Origin of the sequence: Granulicella mallensis, assembly GCF_014203225.1 — a bacterium.
Classification (GTDB): domain Bacteria; phylum Acidobacteriota; class Terriglobia; order Terriglobales; family Acidobacteriaceae; genus Granulicella; species Granulicella mallensis_A.
The window spans coordinates 1-18,692 of record NZ_JACHIO010000025.1 but is presented as its reverse complement, the minus strand read 5'-3'; the positions used below and the strand labels follow the sequence as shown (position 1 = coordinate 18,692).

14 protein-coding genes are annotated in these 18,692 nt (G+C 55.1%); 8 read left to right on the top strand and 6 right to left on the bottom strand.

Annotated elements, in window-relative coordinates:
* The first annotated feature begins 148 nt into the window (after window positions 1-148).
* On the top strand, window positions 149-1,465 hold the full coding sequence (locus tag HDF15_RS26305; RefSeq protein ID WP_184259590.1) for a carbohydrate porin: 1,317 nt from the start codon (window positions 149-151) through the stop codon (window positions 1,463-1,465).
* On the opposite strand, the gene HDF15_RS22170 is transcribed toward HDF15_RS26305, so the two are convergent.
* From HDF15_RS22170 to HDF15_RS22160, 3 genes are all read right to left on the bottom strand, one after another.
* Window positions 1,455-2,192 carry an alpha-amylase family glycosyl hydrolase gene (locus HDF15_RS22170; RefSeq protein WP_221314569.1) on the bottom strand — a complete coding sequence of 246 codons (738 nt, stop codon included), beginning with the start codon at window positions 2,190-2,192 and terminating at the stop codon, window positions 1,455-1,457. The two genes, HDF15_RS26305 and HDF15_RS22170, sit on opposite strands and share 11 nt — an antisense overlap.
* A 155-nt stretch (window positions 2,193-2,347) precedes the next feature.
* Window positions 2,348-2,896, bottom strand: a complete 549-nt coding sequence (locus HDF15_RS22165) for a hypothetical protein (RefSeq protein ID WP_184259588.1) — start codon at window positions 2,894-2,896, stop codon at window positions 2,348-2,350.
* A gap of 171 nt (window positions 2,897-3,067) precedes the next feature.
* A complete protein-coding gene (locus HDF15_RS22160; protein WP_184259586.1) occupies window positions 3,068-4,552 on the bottom strand; it encodes a hypothetical protein in 1,485 nt (494 codons plus the stop codon).
* A gap of 594 nt (window positions 4,553-5,146) precedes the next feature.
* On the opposite strand from HDF15_RS22160, the gene HDF15_RS22155 reads away from it, so the two are divergent.
* The 6 genes from HDF15_RS22155 to msrA all read left to right on the top strand — a co-directional run bounded on the left by HDF15_RS22155 (window position 5,147) and on the right by msrA (window position 10,059).
* A complete protein-coding gene (locus tag HDF15_RS22155; RefSeq protein WP_184259584.1) occupies window positions 5,147-6,526 on the top strand; it encodes an FAD-containing oxidoreductase in 1,380 nt (459 codons plus the stop codon).
* A 180-nt stretch (window positions 6,527-6,706) separates the two neighbouring features.
* On the top strand, window positions 6,707-6,886 hold the full coding sequence (locus HDF15_RS22150) for a hypothetical protein (protein ID WP_184259582.1): 180 nt from the start codon (window positions 6,707-6,709) through the stop codon (window positions 6,884-6,886).
* A gap of 28 nt (window positions 6,887-6,914) precedes the next feature.
* Window positions 6,915-7,061: a hypothetical protein gene (locus tag HDF15_RS22145; protein WP_184259580.1), complete on the top strand. Its 147-nt coding sequence runs from the start codon at window positions 6,915-6,917 to the stop codon at window positions 7,059-7,061.
* Between the two features lie 327 nt (window positions 7,062-7,388).
* A complete protein-coding gene (locus tag HDF15_RS22140) occupies window positions 7,389-8,945 on the top strand; it encodes a hypothetical protein (protein ID WP_184259578.1) in 1,557 nt (518 codons plus the stop codon).
* A gap of 144 nt (window positions 8,946-9,089) precedes the next feature.
* Entirely contained in the window at window positions 9,090-9,545 is a 456-nt protein-coding gene (msrB, locus tag HDF15_RS22135) for a peptide-methionine (R)-S-oxide reductase MsrB (protein WP_184259576.1), read from the top strand.
* A 4-nt stretch (window positions 9,546-9,549) separates the two neighbouring features.
* The gene (gene msrA, locus HDF15_RS22130; protein WP_184259574.1) at window positions 9,550-10,059 is read left to right on the top strand and encodes a peptide-methionine (S)-S-oxide reductase MsrA; all 510 of its coding nucleotides are present in this window, start codon (window positions 9,550-9,552) and stop codon (window positions 10,057-10,059) included.
* Between the two features lie 73 nt (window positions 10,060-10,132).
* Here msrA and HDF15_RS22125 read toward each other — a convergent pair whose 3' ends face one another.
* The gene (locus tag HDF15_RS22125) at window positions 10,133-13,138 is read right to left on the bottom strand and encodes a sensor histidine kinase (protein WP_184259572.1); all 3,006 of its coding nucleotides are present in this window, start codon (window positions 13,136-13,138) and stop codon (window positions 10,133-10,135) included.
* Between the two features lie 478 nt (window positions 13,139-13,616).
* On the opposite strand from HDF15_RS22125, the gene HDF15_RS22120 reads away from it, so the two are divergent.
* Window positions 13,617-14,186 carry a cytochrome P460 family protein gene (locus HDF15_RS22120; RefSeq protein WP_184259570.1) on the top strand — a complete coding sequence of 190 codons (570 nt, stop codon included), beginning with the start codon at window positions 13,617-13,619 and terminating at the stop codon, window positions 14,184-14,186.
* Between the two features lie 287 nt (window positions 14,187-14,473).
* Here the strand turns inward: HDF15_RS22120 and HDF15_RS22115 are convergent, their stop codons facing one another.
* Window positions 14,474-17,236, bottom strand: coding sequence for an alpha-L-rhamnosidase (locus tag HDF15_RS22115; RefSeq protein ID WP_184259568.1), 2,763 nt, complete (start codon window positions 17,234-17,236; stop codon window positions 14,474-14,476).
* A 157-nt stretch (window positions 17,237-17,393) separates the two neighbouring features.
* Window positions 17,394-18,578, bottom strand: coding sequence for an arabinose isomerase (locus tag HDF15_RS22110; RefSeq protein WP_260331260.1), 1,185 nt, complete (start codon window positions 18,576-18,578; stop codon window positions 17,394-17,396).
* Between the last annotated feature and the right edge of the window lie 114 nt (window positions 18,579-18,692).

Sequence of the window (18,692 nt, the reverse complement as noted above, 5' to 3'; positions counted from 1 at the left end):
AGCGCCGGATGAATCGCTGACATTTTCATGTCGATTCACCGCTTTCTTTGCATGAGGCCGCTGAATCGTGACTGACTCTCGATCGCCTAAGACCTCGTTGAGATTACGTCTTAAGGCAAGCCATGAGAAAAGTCTCATAAGGAGTTGAGTGAAGATCGGCAAGTACCTAAGAAGGTTGATTGTGATTGCCCTGGTAGGAACACCTGCTATCCTCGCGGCTCAGAGCACGGCATCGAGTGGCATCACTGGAGACAGTACGAGGACCAGCCAGATGGAGCCGTATGCGATGCCGCCTCTGTTGAAGATGTCGCCGGGCGTGATGCAGGAACTGGATACAGTGGAGGTGGCTCTCGCAATGGTTCCAGCAGATCCACTTTTGAATGGTGATCCTTTGGGATTCATCACGCGACCGAGCGATAATGGTGTGAGTTGGCTGGAGAAGGCCTCACGATTGCGTTTGGGTGCCACATACACCGTCATTAACCAGTATGCGACGGAAACCCCTCCTGATGTGCGGCACGATCAGGTGAGTGGACGTCTCGATTTCAATGGAAACCTGGCAGTGTATGACGGCGAGAGCACGAGTGGGTCGATCGGGCTACTGGCACGTTCCGGCACGAATATCGGTATGAGCCAGCAGTTTAATTTGAGTGACGCGATGGGGTCGGGAGTCTTTTTGAATTCACTGCAAGGTGGCGGCGAACAGCAGCCGATCACGCTCAATATTCTTTACTGGAGACAGGATTTTCTTCATAAGCGGCTTTCGATCTATGTAGGCAAGGTGCATCCAAATCAACACATCGGCCTGAGTCTATATAACGACGATGAGACGACGCAGTTCCTGAATGGCGTAGATAATGGCAACCTCACCGTTCCTTACGCTGGTGCGTTTGCGGGTGGTGCGGCGGTAGAGTACCAATTCACTCCACACCTATATCTGCATAGTGTGGCCGTGGATACAGTGGGGGGACCCCAAGATGGCATTGCGACATTGGTAGACAAGAAATATTTCGAAGCTACTGAGTTGGGTTGGTTCACAGGTAAGCCCGGAAGTGGCTTTCAAAGTCTTCGCCTTGCATTTTGGCGTGACGATACGAAGGATCTTGGGAGTGGTTTTGGAGTTGGTTTTGGTTTCGACCACGAATACCGCAACGGCTGGGCACCTTTGGGACGAGTTGGCTTTGCAACAGATACGGGGGGACTGATCAAGCGGGCGGCCTCGCTTGGTGTAACGAACATAAGACCATTTGGACGACGAGGAGATATGTTTGGCGTTGCGATGAACTACACCGAGCCAAACCACACTGGCAGACACCACGAAAGTCTTTTTGAAACCTTCTATCGACTGCGACTGACGAACAGCATCGAAGTAGGGCCTGACCTTCAAGTGACGATCCATCCGACGTATGCTGCGAAGGCTTACACGAGCGTTCTGCCCAGCGCGAGGATGCGGATCATTTTTTAGATTCTCCCAGCGCTCCTACGCGAACATCGTCGCTTGCCACAGCAGAAGGTGAAGCGTGCCCGCCAGGGCGGGTTCTGACCCCGGCACATTCGGCTGATGTCATGTCACGAAAAGGCAGTGGTTTGGAGATTTCGCCGACGCAATCAAAACGGAATCTGCTGACCCCTTTGGCCGCCCAGAAGTTCAAGACAGCATAGAGCTCTTTGCGAACCCTCGGATTCTCCCAGTTGAGATCGGGCTGCTTGACTGCGTAGTGATGAAGATAATACTGACCCGTCGCTCGATCGAACACCCAAGCGGAGCTGCCGAAGAAAGATGGCCAGTTATTCGGTGGTCCTCCATCGACCGGATCCCTCCAAAAATAGAAGTCCCGGTAAGGATTGTCTCGCGAAGACCGACTCTGCTTGAACCAATCGTGCTCGTCATTCGAATGATTGAAGACCATGTCGACGATGACTCGGATATTGCATTTCTTGGCTTCAGCCATGAAGTGCTCAAAGTCGTCCATGGTGCCAAAGTCGGGGTGGATGCGTCGGTAGTGGCGGACATCGTAGCCGTTATCCGCATTCGGCGAATCGAAGCAGGCTGTGATCCAAACGGCGTCAATGCCAGATCCTGCAAATAGCTCAGCCGTGAGGTCATCCCCGGGAAATCCCCGAGACCATTTCCACTCGAATCTTGAAAGGGGCGTGGATAAATCTGATAGAGAACGGCAGTCTTCCACCATGCTTCGCCTGCGTCATTCGGCACAGGGATAAGACCCGCAGCCGCATTTGAGCCTTGAGGCATCAATGCGAAGCCCGCTGAAGCGCCGAGATATTTGGAAAAGGTACGGCGGTCTATCAAATTTGATTTCCTTTCTGGATGGTCGGGGTGAGGGTTCTACGATCCCCCCGCGTCTCGCGGCAAGCCTTCCACTCTATTCCACTTCCAGAGATCCGATGAGGGCGTTAAGCAGAATTTCTTGACTGCGATCGCGATGACACCTATGGCAAGAATGAGCAGAAGAACTTGGGCGATCGAGAAGGCTGCTCCCCTCGTTGCAGAAGCTAGCATCTGGAGCACCGAGATCCTTGCGAACATGATGGCGAGTAGAACGACGAGGTTAAAATAAAAAGGGATCAGCGCGGAAATGACGTAGATGCGGCGCCAATGGCTACGGAGACGGAAACCGTACAGGGCGACAATAGCAATACAGAGAAGTGTCACTGAGAGGATGCCAAGAACGATCCCTGGCGTCACCCTGGTGCGAGGGAACAGGAAACCGCTGGCGCTGGTGAGGGTCGTGGTCAGAAGAAAGACTGCGTTCCATAGCCTGGACAGTGTCCCGTTCAAGAAAGTGAAGACTACGAAAAATCCCCCTATGATGGCAACCACACTTAGGGAGGTGTGGACGACAACGAAAGTAGATCGACTCATTCCCAGAATCACAATTTTTCCTCTTGTATCAATAGTGCGTTCAGTTCAAAGCGATCGTGGATTGCTTTGTATCAACATTGCGGACCCTTTAAGCGCCAAATCCAGAAATCCATGATCTCTGAAGTGATGGATTGATTTCTACGCGTCGCTCAGGATGTTGCTCGTAGTCATATCTCCGGCGTATTACGGGATGTTACATAGAGCCGGCGCTCCCTTCCCTATCGGGTGCCACACATACCCGTTCACAGAGTTGCCACCTTTCTCGGAGGGAAAGGTCACTCTTACCCGCATGAGGCATGGCCCGAAGGCGTTCGATGGTGGGACAATTTCCTTGGTTCCGTCGATGACCTCCTCATGGAACTCAGTGACCGCAACGCGACCGAGTTCACGGCGAAGCATAGCCTCGAAGTCTGCTTGATCAAGACCGCTGCCATCGCGACGAGCGACGAGCAGAGGATGAAGCGCTGTTTCGAGGTCGCGCCGCCCATGCGATTTGGTCAGTAGCTGCGAGTTCAGGTTTGCGAAGTAAAGAGCGCCGCGTCCGTAAGGCACATCGCGAACGCCTTCGTTTAGAAAGGGCGAATCAGTTATCTTCTGCTGAGACCAATTTCGTCCCTCGCTTGTGTAATAGCTTTCTAGAGTTCGGTTTAGGTCATCGGCGCATTCGGCAGGACTGAGCAGGTGCGACTCGCAGGGTAGGGTTGCGGTAACATACACCGTCAGTCCCTCCTCGTACCAGCTTGCTCGGTCCTTGATCAGCCCAACCCATTGATGCGTCATCTCATGAAAGATGGTGTTCCGGAAGTACGTTCGGTCCTGATCTGGCCAGTAAGTCTTGCCCACATTGATGAGACTTGCACCACGTCCTTCGCCAGCCGTCCCGGTTCCAAGAGATTCGCCGTCAAGTGCCCGAATCATCAGGTTATATTTGGGCAAACCCATGTATTGAAAGCTGGAACCGATGGAACTATAGGCTTTGCTTGCCCACTTCAACATCTCTGTACCGTCGAACGGTGGTGTGCCAACCAGATAGGCGCTAAAGCCCGAGGGCGGGGGGGCGTGAACAGCAAGCGCCGGGCCAGCGAGAACCCATAACTTGAAGAGCTCTGACGGAGGTCCGGCAATGTTCACCTGCCCTCCTCCGGCTGTGGTTACGCCGACCGAATCCGTTGGCATGTCCGAGAGATCCCAGGATAGTCTCGTCGTCTCCGAGGTTGAATTTTCGGGAAGCAAGAAGAACCCGATGCCACTCCCTGCAACGCCTTGCCCAGCCCTTTCCATGCCAAGAGGAGGTCCACGGCGAGCGACAGTCGGATTTGTCGGGAAACGATAGCTGATCGCTATTGGTGAGTTCGTCTGACGTGTTGCCTTCCAATGACGATAGGCAGAATCATCGCTGGTCACCGGGGGGTCGTCGGTTGTGGTGAGTGGGACGCTACCCTGAGCGTCAGTAACTTGAAGGTTCGTGATGCTGTCGGCAATGTGCTTCACGGTAATGGCGGAAAGAGCGGCCTTCAAGCTAAGGGGGGCGCCATCCCGCGTGGACGACTGCAACTGTTCCCGAATCTCGAGGGCGGAGACCGTCCCGTCGGCGGCGCGGACTGGCTTTACCACTACGACTAAAGCACTCGCCTCCTGCGCCAGCCCAGCATTTCGACCAAGACTCATAAAGGGTCCAACTCCGAACGCAAATATAAGCAAAAAACCGGAGGTGCGGCACAGCGAACGCCGTGATGCGATGATCGAGACCTTTGTCGAGTTCTCACTACGCATAACACTCTACATTTCTGACGATTCCGCTCAGGACACGTCGGCGATTCTGTATATGACTTTAATCAACCAAAGGGGCAGACGAGAAATGCGCCAACGTGGGGTCAGGGACAGTTTTCTGTTGATCATTTCTTCAAGAGTTAAGGGTCATTTTGTGCCGGTGCCAACGCAACCGGAGGTGCGATTAATCTTTTCTCTGAGCTTTGCCTAGCTAGCGACAACGACCCGACGACCTCGCGATCAAATCGAAATCAAATTATTGTCCCGCGTTTTGCGCGGATTGCAGCTAGAGATATCTACAGGATGTTGCCTGTTGAAAGCCACTTCATTGGCCAACGTTGACATGGTAGCCTGCGTGAGGTTGGGGTAGCAGAAGCGAGCAATCGGCTCGCTTCTGCTACCCAAACTAATGAAGATGAATCCAGTGTTTCGAGGTGCGTCTTTGTCGTGCCGACAACACTCGGACATGTTTCTAGTGAGGATGAGGTTCGTATGGAGCATTCATTTGACGCAGTGATCGTGGGAGCGGGCCAGGCCGCGTCGCTCGCTGGACGGTTGACCAAAGCAGGTTGGACAGTGGCTCTGGTCGAAAAGAAATGGCTCGGAGGAAACTGTGTCAATGTCGGTTGCACGCCTACGAAGGCCATGGTCGCTAGCGCGAAAGCAGCCTATGTCGCTGCTCACACTGATGAGTTCGGGGTGCTCAGCGACGGAGGTGTTCGTGTTGACCTCAGAAAAGTCAAGGCACGAAAAGACGCGATCGTCCTGAATTTTCGAGCGAAGAACGAAGCGGCGGTTGCGGGTATGAAGGGTTGCACGCTGTTTCATGGCGTTGGGCGCTTTGAAGCGGTTGATAGGTTACGAGTCGGGGATGACGTGCTTTGCTCGAGGCATTTCTTTCTAAATGTTGGAGCCCGCCCCAGAATCCCCATGATGCCCGGAACTGAGGATGTTCCATTCTTAACGAGTACGACCATTCTCGATCTCGAGGTGCTTCCCGAGCACCTCATCGTAATAGGTGGCAGTTATGTGGGCCTCGAGTTCGCGCAGATGTTCCGACGCTTTGGGTCGAAGGTAACTGTTGTTGAAAAAGGGGCGACGCTCCTGGGGCATGAAGATGCCGACGTTTGCGCAGGCATAACAGAAATCCTCCAAGCTGAAGATATTACTCTTCGTTTTCATGCAGAGTGCCTTGCTCTTGAGCGCGGACCATCGGGCGTCGTCGTTCGGGTTGGATGTAAGGATGGCAGCCCAGAAATCCACGGGTCTCATGTCCTTCTGGCTGTGGGACGCGATCCAAACACCGACGATCTCGGCTTGGAGCATGCGGGACTATCCGTGAATAGCCAAGGCTTTGTCGAGGTAGATGACCAGCTTCGGACCCCGGTCGAAGGAATATGGGCTCTGGGAGACTGCAATGGCCGCGGTGGGTTTACGCATACCTCCTATAACGACGCTGATGTCGTCGCCGCAGACCTGATTGATGGCGGCTCTCGACGCGTCACAGATCGTATTCCAATTCATGCTCTCTACACCGACCCTCCGCTAGCTCAAGTGGGGATGAACGAGCGACAGGTTCGCGAGCGGGGCAGGCCCGCGCTCATCGGCATGCGACAGATGTCAACCATCGGGAGGGCGATCGAGAAAGGCGAGACTTATGGTTTCATGAAAGTTCTCGTAGACGCAGAGACCCAGGAGATTCTTGGAGGCACTATTCTGGGCGTCGGTGGCGATGAGGCGATCCATTGCATCGCGACGGCGATGTACGCACGCCAGCCAGCCTCTCTACTCGCGCGTTCGGTTCACATCCATCCCACGGTGGCAGAATTGATCCCGACAGTCTTCCAGACCCTACAGCCGTTGGCTCCTTAAGTCGAACTGGAGTTGAGGAGCATCGGGCTTGCGGAGGATTATAAGAATGTTGTTCGGGCGATTCACCTCCAACTGGCATCACCTTTAGACAATGGACGAGGCCATAATGACCAGCACCGATTGTGTATGCCGTCGTGTAGCAAACCTGGTTGAGGCTTGCAAGGTTTTCGGAGTATCCCGATGCCAAACACTTCTCGCGGAGAGATTGCTTTTACCGTAGTCACATCGCATCCTGATAGCCCCGCACTCATCTGGGCCGGTTTCTGGCGACACGACGTTGTAGTAAAGCATCTCCACGAGGTTATCTACGGCGGTCCCTCTCGCATCGATTCTGATTACACGAGGGCGAAGCCTGCTTAGCGCAGATGTCGCCGAGACTTATTTGCCCGTGCAGATTACTGTTGGCCACGGTGGACTGCAGGCGGTTCCCAAAACATTCTTGATCCTGATCGAAGGGGTAAAGATCTCCTCAGGATGGAAGATGGCGCGCGACGTAGCGATCCCTGGTCTGCCTCCTCCGTCAGCTGCGCAGTAGCTGTGTCACCAATGATGATACTGGCGCATCCTTCATCGACGCACTCCGTCGACCGAGACCCGGCTTCCGTCGAAATCGCGAGAGTGCATCGCCTCCACCGTCGACGTCGCCAATAAGACTCACCCGATCGCGCAGCAAGAAATTTCAACTGAGTGAGACTCAATAACTATGCAGCGGATACGAATATTTGCTTGGGTACTGCTCCTGGGGTTGATACCACGGGCGCATGCGTCCTCGCCCAGAACGCAACATCCGGGAGCGCCGCATCTCTTCGTCACACTGACGCCGATTGGCGATGATGTTGCGTTTAAGCGCATCGAGGTGAAGATGCAGATTCAGAGTCCTCATCTGGCTGCCGGAGATACGTTCCTTCGCATGCCTCTAATCCTCGTGGGATGTCCGTCGGCGGCTTATTCCACAATCGACATCCATGCCAGCGATACAAAGGGGGCTCTGCATCTGACTTCGGTGGACGAACCGGCGACTCCGCATGACACGATGCGTCACTGGATCGTCGATCGGGCCACCGTTGGCGATGTTTCCGTGCGGTACGGCACACCGCCGCGCCCCGTCTCCCTCGCCACACGCAACGGACCTCTCTACGACCTTCGCGCGCAGTCTGACGGCATGATGGGAGCGGGCTACTACTTCATTGCGGATGTCGCCACCACGTTGACGTACAACATCACGTTGCGTTGGGACCTTTCGCACATGCCGGCTGGCTCTCGCGGCGTCTGGAGCCTGGGCGAAGGCACGCAGCACACCGTCGCTCCAGCGGAGATTCTGGCTCGATCCTACTATGCAGCTGGTATTGTCCATAGCGAGCCGAAAGCCGGCGACTCGAAGTTCACCTTTTATTGGATGGGCTTAGCACCCCCGGATGTAAAGACAACGGCCATGCAACTCCAAGCCGTCCACTCGTACTTGGCAAAGTTCTTCCACGATGAGCAATCCTCGTATCGCATCTTCATCCGATCCAATCCATACCCCGGTTTTGGCGGGACTGCGTTGGCGCACTCGTTCATGTATGGCTATTCAGAGAAAGGTGGAACGGACCCTTCCCGCGTTCGGACGTATATCGCCCACGAGATGGTGCATAACTGGCCCTCGCTCGATAGCGACGAGTATAGCGATACAGCCTGGTACGCGGAGGGAACGGCCGATTATTTCTCAGCCGTTCTTCCGCTGCGTGCCGGCATCATTTCAAGCGCGGACTTCCTTTCGCTGATCAACGACCACGCCCAGGTGTATTACACGAGCCCGTACCGCGGGAAGAGTAACAAGGAGGCTGCGGCCAAAGCATGGATAGATGACGCTGCGGAGAAGGTTCCTTACGCTCGCGGCTTCATGTATCTTGCCTTCGTCGATGCAGAGATTAGGGCAAAGTCGAACGGCCAGCGTAGTGTAGATACGCTCGTCGTTGAACTCACGGACCGGCAACGACACGGGGAGAAGGTGGGACTTCGGGACTGGTTGAATCTCGTGGAGAAAGAGCTCGGTCCCGAAGGCAGGCAGCAATACGAAGCGATGGTTGCTGGCAAAACTGAGGCACCTTCGGTCAATAGCTTCGGCCCTTGTTTTCATCCCGAACCCGTCGAACTGCCGAGATACGATCCCGGCTTCGACCCCATGAGGCTCGCCATTGTGAGCAACCTACTTGGCGACTCACCAGCAGCCAAAGCCGGCGTCAAGGAGGGCGACCTGATCGTCTCAATGACCGCAAAGCGTGTTCTGGAGAAGACGGCCGGCGAGATGATGGAGATGAAAGTCATACGTGCCGGCCAGCCGCTCACATTCAACTTCTCACCCTACGGGCCTCCACAGCCCGGATGGCAATGGGTAATGAGTGACGGCGCGCGTTCTGGTTCATGCAAGATCGACTAAGGGCAGCGAAGCGCTGCTTCTGCAAGAGCAGCTTCGTGGTGTGGCACTCCTCCAACAGAGGATGAGACGTCTGCCGCTCCGCTCTGATCGATCGAGCGACGGCACTGTAAGATTGAGCTTTAGCTTTCCTTGCGAGGAGCAAATATGTCGCAATACACCAAAAATGCAGAGGCCATCTCTCGCCTGTCCCCCGAGGAGTTTCAAGTCACCCAGCGAAACGGGACCGAGCGCCCTTTCGAGAATGCCTATTGGGATCATGACGAGCCTGGAATCTATGTAGACATTGTTTCAGGTGAGCCGCTGTTTTCGTCGTTGGACAAGTTCGACAGCAGCTGCGGTTGGCCGAGTTTCACGAAGCCGGTTGAACCGGCTCACGTGGAAGAACGGCCTGACGGCAGTCATGGCATGAGCCGAACGGAAGTCCGATCAAGCCATGGCGACAGCCATCTGGGTCACCTCTTTGGTGATGGTCCAAAGGACGCCGGCGGTCTGCGCTATTGCATCAACTCCGCCTCGCTCCGTTTCATCCCGCTCGATGAGCTCGAAGGCGAAGGCTACGGTGACTATCTCCGTCTGTTTGAAGCAAAGGAGCAAAAGTAACGATATGGCCTCATCGAATGAGCGTGCAGTGCTTGCCGGCGGTTGCTTTTGGGGTATGCAGGACCTTCTGCGCCGATACCCTGGTGTAATTTCGACCCAAGTCGGGTATACGGGAGGCGACGTCTCGAACGCGACGTATCGCAATCACGATGGGCATGCCGAGGCGATCGAAGTCGTTTTCGATCCGAATCAATTAGCCTATCGACGACTCTTGGAGTTCTTCTTTCAGATTCATGATCCAACAACGTCCAACCGGCAGGGAAACGATACTGGGACAAGTTATCGTTCAGCCATCTTTTATACGACCGATGAACAGAAACAGGTCGCAGAAGATACGATTGCTGACGTCAATGCCTCTGGATTATGGCCCGGCAGAGTTGTGACCGAGGTTGTCCCTGCAACTGCATTCTGGCAGGCCGAGCCGGAGCACCAAGACTATCTGGAACGAATCCCCAACGGATATACCTGCCATTTCATCAGACCGAATTGGACCCTTCCAAAGCGAGTTGGCTAACGTATCGAGGCCGCTTCGACTATCGAATTGTCCGCAAAACCTCAATCGGGGAATGTATGTTATCGCTGGAGCTTTATCGCCCTCGCCACTTGGTTCGAAGAGGCGGCGACGCATAGATCGCCCTTCCTGGAACGCTCAGTACCAGTTGTGTTCCCTGCGTGGAGCTCGATATTGCCAGTTTGGCTCCGATACGCGTCGCCCTCTCGCGCATCCCGGTCAGACCGTAGTGACCGGCTTTTCCGGCCTGCAGAGTCATCGGATCGATACCTTTGCCATTGTCGCGAACGCGGAGCAACATATTTTCGTCGTAGACGAGTTCAATGTCGATCCGCTGACCACCAGAGTGGAGACAGGCATTCCGAATTGCCTCATCGCCGATCCGATATACTTCGTCCCGTGCGATTGGATGCATGTCTTTACTTTTGCCGGTCACTGATAGGTTGACGCTTGTCGTTCCGTCGTTGACATAGTTTTCAAATGACCGACGAAATGCTGCTGCCAAGTCGTTTCCCTCTGTTGTCGAGTTGCGAAGGGAATCAAGTGCCGCTCGACCCTCCAATGAAGCGCGTTCCGACCATTCGGAGATGCGATTGGCGAATGCGCTTGCGGCAGCAGGCTCATATGCGCTCTCCTTTGCCTGGTCAGCAACCATCTTTATGCCTTGTATGGTTTGCAGCAAAGTGTCGTGAAGATCCCGAGCCAAGCGCATACGCTCTTCGAGCCTTTCGTCGAAACGCATTTTCATGGCTCTCGAATACCGCTGGATTCGCAGCTGATAGAGCGAGTAGACCAGAACGAAGCCAATCGATACGCAGGTGAGCCGGAACCACGGCGTCTGATACCAGGTGGGCAGAACAACAAAGCCGAGTAGGGCCCCCCGGTTGTTCCAGACACCATCGTTGTTGCATCCAATCACCTGGAACGTATAGTGGCCAGGTTTGAGATCAGTGTAAAAAGCCTGCCGGCGCGAACCCGCATCCGTCCAGTCTTTGTCGTGACCCAGCAGCCGATAGCGGAATCGCACCCTGCCTGGTACGACGTAACTTAAAGCTGTGTAGTCCACTTCAACCTCTCTTGGTGCTGCAGGGATGTTATGCTTGCCGTTCAACAAAAATTCTTTATGGTTAACGAGAAGACCCTCGATGTGAACTGGTGGAGGCTCTGCGTTCGAAGGCAGATGGCTAGGGTCGATCCTCTGGGCTCCGGTTCCACTCACCGACCAAAGGCGACCGCTGGAGGGGAAGTAGGCCGCGACCTCATCCTGGTAGCTCTGCAGTTTATAGTCGTCGTACCCGTTAAAGATTGTTGATTGGACATGATAAGAAGAGTCTCGCCACCAACGGGCAAGCTCACTGTTCGGGACTCGTACTATGCCGCATCGCATATAGAACCAACGCGATCCCTGGCCATCATCGGCTGTATCGTAGCCAGCGTCGCAAGGTAAACCGTTCCTGCTTGTCAGCCTTTGGACGCGTCCCTCGAAATAGCGAACGATGCCGCTCTGCGCACCTCCGAACCAAAGTGCGCCCTCGGCATCGGCTTTCATGTAAAGAATTCTCTCGTTGCTCTCGATCAGGGGCAGACGGTCCAGAGCACCATCGTGGAACCGAAATAGGCCGCCAAGTAAGCCAGAAGCCCAAAAACCGTCACGTAGGTCGGGCTCGATTTGAGAAAGGGCGTGGGGGACCAAAAGCGTCTCCGCAACGGTTGTCCCCTTGAGGCGAACGAGACTGTAGTGCAGCGTTCCCGTAATGTGATCGAGAAGCCATGTCTGGTGGTGAACGTCTTCCGCTATGCAAACCACATCATGGTTGGCCACATTCTGCCAGCCGATCAAGGGATCGAAGCGACCGTTGCGATAGAGAAAGACCTGCCCATCATCGACGATCCACATCTGATCTTGGGAGTTTCGAAAGATGATCGAAACGTTACCAGGGTTCCCTGCGTGTGGCACCTTGAGATAGGAGAAGCGTTGGCCGCGAAGGATGTTGATGAAACCTGGCGTTCCGATCCATACACTCCCATCCCGATTCGCTTCGATAGCGCTCGCGTTGTCGTCCAATAATCCCTGGCGAGTTGTAAAGGAGACGACTGGGAGATCGCGGAACATGTCGAGGCCGGCGCTCGTCACAACCCAAAGATTCCGTTCTTTATCTTCAAAGATCTGATGGACCAACTTGCCAGTAAGGCCATCCGTTGTGTAGTAGTGATCAAGATTTCCCTGGTCGAACTTATAAAGCCCTCGATCGGTTCCGATCCACATATTGTTGCGGTAATCAAGCAACAGGGACTGGACGAAGAGCTTTCTGCCATCGACCTGTGGCGTTCTGAACGTATGCCATGCGCCATCAGAGAATTTAAGTAAACCGCAGCCAGACCCGATACAAGTAGCTCCTGCCCAAAGCGACCCCTCTTGATCCATAGCCAATGCGTGGATGATGCCGAGAGGCTTCAGTGCGGGAAGAGGGTAAGACTCGGGTGGCTTGTTCAGCTGCCAATGCGCGATGCGCGCGTCGCACCCCAACCACACAGAACCGGATCTTTCTGACAAGACAGCGGAGCTACGCTGGCACCCGAGTCCGTCGCCGTGGCATTCCAAATTGGTTTCGCCGACTTTACATAGACTGCCTGATTCGCTTGAGGGCGAGGACTGCCCTACCCAGACGTTCCCCTGGGCATCCTCCGCAAACGGGCCCGATGCTCTCTGGCGATCTGAATAGATATAGAAAGCGTCCTTGGTTAGTCGTGCCATGCCAAGTTCGGTTCCTATGTACAAACTGCCATTGTGGGCGCCGAAAAGGTAGGTAATGTTCTGGCTGGGAAGGCCTTCGCCCTTCGGTGGATTCCAGCGAACGAAGTGGACCCCATCGAAGCGAAAGAGGCCATCGTCAGTTCCTATCCAGATGTACCCGTCGCTCGTTTGAGCAATTGCCCTTGGAGGGCTGGTCAATCCACTGCGTCCTGTTGGCCACGCTGTATGGCCATATTGTGCGATCTGCGTAGAAGGCTCAAGACCGTTAGCGTTGGGAGCACACCAGAAGAAGAAACAACAGACTGCCAGTGTGACGAGCGACGACACAGGGGCCTCGACTTTTCTGTACGCCAGCTTTCTCTTCAGACCGGTGAAGCGGAGCTCCGAGCACGAAATTTCCGAAGAACGCAGGAACTGCGGCCGGACAGCGCGCATCACTTGGTCATAAAGCAACAAATCATTCTGCTCGTGAAGTGGAATGGCAGCCGCAGGATTCGGAACTGCAGGAAAGATTACTCAGCGCATCGTTAGACACACAGAGGGCGTCCCAAGTTTAGTTGTAAGGGTTGTTCAGTCGACTATAGAAAGCTCTAGTACGTCGCATCGAATTATCGAGTCGTTGAGCTTATCGAATCGGGTCAAATGCGGGGCGTCTGGATAGAAGACCTGAAGAAAGTGATGGGTATTCAGCTGAAGTTTCAGAGGGGTTGTGATCCGGACAGGAAGGAAATGATTAGAAGATTGTTCTTCGAACATTTCCCAATGCCCAAACGCGCGCGATTGCTATTTAGAGAGGTCAACCTGAATGACAAAGTCTTTGATTGTTTTCCTGCGGGGACGAGGAATTTCGCTAGGAGTCGCTGGTGGTGCCGCTATCCTTATGCTCATCGTGATCACTGAATGGCATGGCACAGTCAGCGTCGCGGCTCAGAGTTCGCGAGCCTCGAGTTCATCCCAGGAGCTCTTCGATCGCGATGGAAGTGCCCGTCTGCCTGTCGGCTACGAGCAATGGAAGCATATGGGAGAGCCGTCTACTCCGATTGATAAAGCGGTGTTGGACGGGACAGACATCGTTACCTTAAAGGGAGCCTACGTCGAGCCGTCTGCCTTCGCTTATTTTAAGAAGACAGGACAATGGCGCGACGGCACGACGATCGTCAACGAATTCAGCGTGGTCAAGACCGGCAAGAAGGGGATAGGCTTGATGGTCAAGAGCAGCGAGCGTTTTCCGGGCGCGCCCGGCAACTGGTCCTACTACGCCTTTCTGCCAAACGGTTCCAACTTTCCCAGCACAGCTAACGCCCGGCCACGACAGCAATGTGAGTCGTGCCATGTAAAACTTGGAGAGAAAACAGACTATGTCGTTATGGACTAGACCGCTATCGCCAAGCATGTCGAAGGGAAACTCCCCACATCCATATCACTAAATCGCCAGGCAAGATCGGATTGATGCACGTACCGTTTCTCTGATCTTCCCACCTTTAAATCAGCAAAAGAGGTTTTGCAAGCTTCTAGCCAAGCGTGGCCCCGAGAGGAAACCGTTATCCAAGCGGCCCGGATCCGGAGAACAGTCCTGACTCTCATCCTCAGCGCAAATGTAACTTGATCGCTACGCATGCTGATCCTTCTTTCCTCGTCTCCGGGCGATGGATCTCGAAACGATCACCGGATCGAATGTCCCTCGAACCGATAGCTTCCAGACTCAGCCTCAATCCTTCTGCCTCCCATCAGACGCAGACCCGGCGCATGCTCGAGAGAATGCGCCGACTCTGTCCATCCTTCATAGCGCGACGGCAGTTCGACGATGGCGGAGCTATTCGGCGGAACCGTAATCTCAACGGTGATAAGCCCGTCGGCTTGCGTCCATGCGGAGGAAATCAACCCGAGGGGCGTCAGCATGGATGCAGCTGCTTTGTGGATGGTCAGGTCAGGCGTATCAGGAGCGTACGGGGCTATGCGAATCTGCTCTCCCGGCGTCCGGCTCAGGTCGAAGTCGATTCCTGCCAGTCCGCGGTAAAACCACTCCTCGGCATGACCGAGCATGAAGTGGTTTTGCGACGAGTCCGGGTTCGAGTCCCATGCCTCGGTGAGCGTGGTTGCCCCATGGAACACTTGATAACCGTAGCTCGGGCTTGACGTCACCTCCAGCATCCTGGCGAGAACATCCGAACGGGCACTATCCGTTAGAGCACGTACGACGTAGTGGAACCCTATATCGCCTGCAGTGACGTGATAGCCGTGCGACTCTATATCGCGAACGAGGCTGTTTAAGACGGCCGTTCGCGAGTCTGGTGGAACGATCCCGAGCGCCAGAGGCATAGCGTTTGCTGTCTGACTATTGCGGTCATAGCTTTGTGTTGCGGGATGAAAGAGTGCGGCGTTGAACGCGTCCCGCACAGCATCCGCGTGCTCCCTGTAGGTACGCGCATCCTTTGGTTTGCCGAGAATGGAGGCGATCTTCGCCAGGGTTGTTAGATCCTGATAGAGAATACCGGTAGCGGTCACTCGCTTACTCGTCAGTTGGGAGTATCCCGGAGTGGCAGGTCCCATATCGTACCAATCGCCCAGTCCATAGTCGAGCAAATGGTTGTCGGTCTTCGCCTCGAGAAACGCGACGTAACGCTGCATCGAGCTGTAGTGCTCGCGCAGCGGTTCGGAGTCACCGTAAGATTGGTAGGCCACCCATGGACTAAGCACAACCGCAGAGCCCCACTCCGGTGAGTCGCGAAAGTCAGACGAGCGACCGTTTGCGTCAACGAACTTCGTGATTTCGGGCGCAATCGAAGGCACCAGGCCGGATGCGATCTGGGAATCCGCTATATCATCTTCCATCTTCCGGTAGAGCGCCTCCACGTCGTAGTTGGACATCAGCGACGCAGCGAAGAGGTGAGTCTGCTCCAGCCATCCGAGCTTCTCACGGTGCGGGCAGTCCGTGAGAATGCTCATCAGGTTGCTGCTCAGAGCATTCAGAATCAAGTGGTGAATGCGTTCAAGTAGCTCATTCGAAGAGCTGAATTCTCCCGTCTGCGTGTCGTTTTGACGAATGGCTTCACCGGTCAACGAAACGATTGCGACTTCGGGAGAAGTTGTCTCCACCTGCACATAGCGGAAGCCGTAGTAGCTGAAGCGGGGGTGCCACTGTTCGGGCTCTCCTGTACCCCGGAGTGTGTAACTAAACAAGGCAGGATCATTCGCGAACGCGTTGGCGGATCGCTGTGTGACAAGGCCGTCCTTGTCGAGCAACTCACCGCATAGCATCCGCACGGAGGAGCCTCGGGGGCCGCTAACTGTCACGTCGGGCCAGCCTGCAAAATTCTGGCCTAGGTCGTACACGGTGATGCCGGCGCGGGGATGGGTGATGGAGACCGTCTTGTAGCGGGCGACGATGCGAATAGGCGGCATCTGGTCTAGGACCAGGTCCCCTCCAGGAGATGAGACAACTAAAGCATTCGCCCAGGAGATGTCGTCAAAGGACGGCTGATCCCAACGGGAGCGCTCGAGCGAACCATTGAAGTCTTCGCCGCCGTACGTGTTCGAGAAGGTGATGGGCCCGGAGGTCGTACGCCAGTTCTCGTCGGTGACGATGGTCTGCTTCGTGCCATCGGAAAACGTCAGGTGCAGCTCTGCGATGAGCTTCGGCTGACCATAGGAGTTGGAAAATTTGCTGTAGCGCCCTTTGACCGCAAGTGCGTTGTACATGCCATTGCCGAGGAGTACGGCCAGCGCATTCTGCCCCGAACGAAGCATCGCGGTTACATCGTAGCTGTCATACAGAATGTGCTTACCGTAGTCAGTCCACCCCGGGGTGAGGACATCGGGCATGATGTTGTGGCCATTGATCCGGAACTCATACTGACCTAGACCCGAGACAAAAAGCATGGCCGACGAAGGCTGACGACGAAGGCTGACGGTATGCCGGAAGATCGGCAAGGTTACGTCGTTGGCCACTCCGAGGGGTGACTTCGGAAGTGCGTCTGGCGTCGCGGCAATCCACCTTGCCGACCAACTCACGAGTCCCGTCTCAAACGTCGCCGGAACGGACCATTGGGATGCCTGAGACCTGGGTTGTCCTATCCAGGTCTGCCACGATCTGACCTGCCATACGACCGACGTACCGCCGGGAAGCGGCTTCCCTATGTAGACCGCGTTCATCGAACGCGAGGTGATTCTCCCGGAATCCCAAAGGTCCGGCTTGTTCTGTGCGAGAAGTTGTGCCGTGGTCGCGACGCGAACTTCATAAGCGATCTCGTGCACGGCCCGCGGTGCCTTTTCCGGATCAAGCGACCATGCAAGGCGAAGCCGCGCCGCGGTTGTGTCACCCGTTTGCAGATGGGCCACCAGTGCGACCTGGCACTCTGAAGCAGGCACGATCAGGGGCAGCGAAAGAAGCGAGACAGCCTTGAGGATAGCCTTGAGAAGTGTCATGATTTGTAGCTTTTGTCCTTTGAGCAGTTAAGGCTCCGCACGACGATGATCGATCCTGCAGCAGGGAGATTCGGGTCGTAAGCTTTGCACGTAGCTGTGCCCACAGAGGCCGGAGCACTCTGCGCGCAATCGACAACACGATCTTCCTCAAAGCGATTCAACATACTTGCACTAACTCCAACTCGAGAACTTTTGCCAGCTTCTCCAGTACCTTCGCAAGGTGACCTACGCCAATCGCACAGTGGTGCGCGGGCCCATGTGCGCTCCACGCTTCGACGAAGCGCCGGCAGCCGAGCGGAAAGCGATAAAAACTGTTTGTGTTACCAATCTCGAGGACCGCGCCGGGAACACATAGCCCCTCCGCGATGAGCAACATCAAACCCGTCTTGTTGCTTTCAACCACTGAGAGCAGTGTGACGGGACCATGCTTGACCGACATCTCCACCGAAAGCCCGCTGCCTACCTTTCCGTGATACACCTGCAGCGGACGGAGCTTGATCCGATCCTCGGCGATCTTAAGATGACCTGGACCATCGTGCCCCATGATGACTATGTCCGCGTCGAAGTCCATGGCGTAGTACTCCGTAAATGAGCCACCTGCACCGAGCAGGTCCATGATCTTCATCGCAATGACGTTCTTCACTTCGTACTCGCCCGCGACGGAAACATGCGAAGCGGTCAGCATTGATGTACCCACGATAATAGAACTCAACACGTCCTCGTTCTCCGGGATGCCGACTCCCTTGTAGTAGTACGCCATCATGTCCAGGTTGTTGTGATCAATGAGTGCATCGAGAGCCACAGCGGTTCTTGCAGCGCGACTGAGTTCTACGCCCGTGCATCCCTGATCCACGTCGAAGAATTTTTCAATCGCCGCTTGTTTCGCTACGACTTCCGCTTCATTCACGTGCCTTCGCAGAGCGACAAGTTCGTCCACCTCGATCTGCTCAATGTGTACCCCGAAACGCCCGCTTATCTGGGTAAGATCGGTTGCGATATCGAGCATGCCGCTATAGTAGTGGCCCATAAGACCAAGCCGACTATGGCTTAGAGCCTTCGCAACGCCTGCAGCCTGCAGCCACGTCTCCAACTCATCTTGCACATGCTGATCCCCATACAGCATGCCAGTGATCTGGTGAAATGGGATGCCGAGTCGCACCAGCACATTGGCGATCTCCGGAATCGCACAGGAGCTGCAGTATGCAAGCCACTCACCGGTCATCGCGGTGCGGCTTGTCATGCTGTTCAAGCGCTGATAGTTGATCGCCGCAGCAGGCTGCAGGTTCAACAAAAGAACAGGGACCTTGGCGCGCGTGATCACCGGAAGCACCGTGGAGGACAATGCATAAGTCGTTGCATAGATTAGGGCGTGTTCACGCTATCTGAGCGCTTCGACGAGGAGTGCGAAGTGGAGGAAGCCGATAAAGAGTACGTCCAGTTTCTCGAAGCGGGAGAA